Source organism: Bombilactobacillus bombi (assembly GCF_013607485.1).
Classification (GTDB): domain Bacteria; phylum Bacillota; class Bacilli; order Lactobacillales; family Lactobacillaceae; genus Bombilactobacillus; species Bombilactobacillus bombi_A.
The window spans coordinates 1-2286 of sequence record NZ_SCHP01000102.1 but is presented as its reverse complement, the minus strand read 5'-3'; the positions used below and the strand labels follow the sequence as shown (position 1 = coordinate 2286).

Below are 2286 nucleotides of genomic sequence, written 5' to 3'. Positions count from 1 at the left end.
CTGTATCATCAGTCTTATTTTAGGATGACGATTAAATAACTAAAAAACCAGCTAGACCAATTGGGTCTAGCCGGCAGGGAAAAAGCAACAAACACTTTTTGATATAGAACCATAAAATTCAAAAACATTATTAATAATATTCATAGAAAACAAGATAAAATTTCCAACTACACTGCTCTCCAGGAACCAATCCATTGACCTGTTGACTTATTATACTTTCTTTCATATAAAACACCATGTATAGTTTTATATCTCCAAACAATTATATCTCTTCTAGGTTCAATTGATATATGAGGGATAGCAACAACTGATGCTTGTGCTTCAGTATTAAAAATAGCAAGAGATGAAACCGATGTTACAATAGACATTAAAAACATTAATTCAAAAAACCTTTTCATTTTTATTTACTCCTCAATGGTAAATTTTTGATTTTGGAATTATTTATATTAGGATAATGAATTATTCTACCAATATTTTTGCCTTTTAAAATCAAGTAATAAGATCCATTCTTTTTTAAAACATATGTACTTTTATCAAAAGACTCTGGACCATATGTGCCTTTAATATTGTTTCTATTATAGAAATTAGGTTCAATTATAATTGAAGTCAGCAGTACGGGCAAAATGATTAAAATAGTCTTTATAGAAAATGGAGTGCTCTTAAATTTATGCCCATCCAGCATAAACAAAATTCTTTGTTTAAGGGTATCCTGTTCCAAAATAGTAAAATTTGAACGTAAAAACCCATTGTTTGATATTTTTTTACTCTTAACTGCTGCAGACATATTAATTAAACTAGAAATATATTCAGCATAAACCTTCTTAGGTTTGTTTTTTACTATCTTATAATCAACATTCATTTCTATAATAGTGTTGACTTGTTTTCTAAAGATATATATGGGTGGTAACCACCAATAAAAACAAACTAATATTTCAATAATATATTTCTTTAACATATCCCAACTGTAGATATGGCATAACTCATGCTTTATTACATACACTTGATCCTCATTACTATAAGAAAGATTTGGCAAACAAATTTTGGGATGAATCAGACCAGTGGTAAATGGAGATACAGATATTGGGCATAAATATAATTCAATATTATTGGGAATAATACTTTTAGCATCAGAACATAAAAAGCTACTTGGCAATTTTTTAAAGGATTTAGAAATTCGATTGATCTTGTAGATACTATAAAACAAGTTAAGTATCATTAAAATAGTTCCAATTATCCATAAATACTCTAACAATTTAAATATTGTAATACTTTTACCAAATACAATAATCCTTGTAAAGCCCCAGGAATATAATACTGGTAATATTTTATAGGATGAAATAGTATAAGTATTACTAAATTCAAAAGGTAAAAGCAGTCGTAAAATAATTATGATACTAATAACTATTAAGAAATCTATTCTAAAATTTTTGTAATTATGCTTATTAGATATAATAATTTGAAGACTTATAACTAAAAGACTACACCAAATAACAGAAATCAATATAGAAGATATCGAAAGATGCATAGAATATACCCTCTTTGATTATTTTATTTCATTCAACTTTTTTCTGACCAACCGTTCTAATTCTTTCAATTCATTTTCATTATTATTTTCAGATATATATGCATTTATAAATTTTTGGAATTTTTTGGGGGTTATTTGTGATAAAAAGTAATCCTTTTCCGATACAATTGGTCTATATTTTCTAGCATATATAGTACCAGTACTTTTTTTGCCATCCGTTTTAATAAAACCTTTATCAACTAACTTTCTAAGCAAGGCTTGTACAGTATTTTGACTAATTTCTGGATTAATTCTAGTAATATCTCTAGAAGAAATTGATTCAGTCGAATCCCATAAAACACGCATTATATCTACTTCACGTTTAGTTAAAATCCTCAAAACTTATCACCTTCTAAATTTGAATGATAGATATACAACAACCTAATACTGTATTATTATATCATATTTTTAAACCAAATAACTATGAAAACTATACAGACGGTAATCCTTATATTTATTGAATGTTCATAAATAGTTACTCTCACTGACATAACTAGCATCAGCTAACATATAATTGAAGTTATTTAAGAGAGCACTAGAATTAATAAAAGACAACAAAGTGTGAATTTAGAAAATAAATTATAATGCAGCACATATTGATTACTAGTGGCAATTGTAGATTATATACTGCTTAAGTTACAAATTACGTATCGGGTCTTCTTTCATGCATACACATAAAAGTGCTATCCAAATCAGTTTTTAAACAGCTGTTACGGTCCTTA

General features: G+C 27.0%; 3 protein-coding genes. All 3 read right to left on the bottom strand.

What is annotated here, in order from left to right:
* Positions 1-167: 167 nt before the first annotated feature.
* From EQ827_RS08480 to EQ827_RS08470, 3 genes are read right to left on the bottom strand one after another with little or no spacing between them, the layout of a single operon-like run.
* Complete coding sequence (locus EQ827_RS08480; protein WP_181190549.1) at positions 168-398, bottom strand: hypothetical protein; 231 nt, start codon at positions 396-398, stop codon at positions 168-170.
* A gap of 2 nt (positions 399-400) precedes the next feature.
* Entirely contained in the window at positions 401-1525 is a 1125-nt protein-coding gene (locus tag EQ827_RS08475; protein WP_181190548.1) for a M56 family metallopeptidase, read from the bottom strand.
* Between the two features lie 18 nt (positions 1526-1543).
* Positions 1544-1903: a BlaI/MecI/CopY family transcriptional regulator gene (locus EQ827_RS08470; RefSeq protein WP_181190547.1), complete on the bottom strand. Its 360-nt coding sequence runs from the start codon at positions 1901-1903 to the stop codon at positions 1544-1546.
* Positions 1904-2286: the final 383 nt, after the last annotated feature.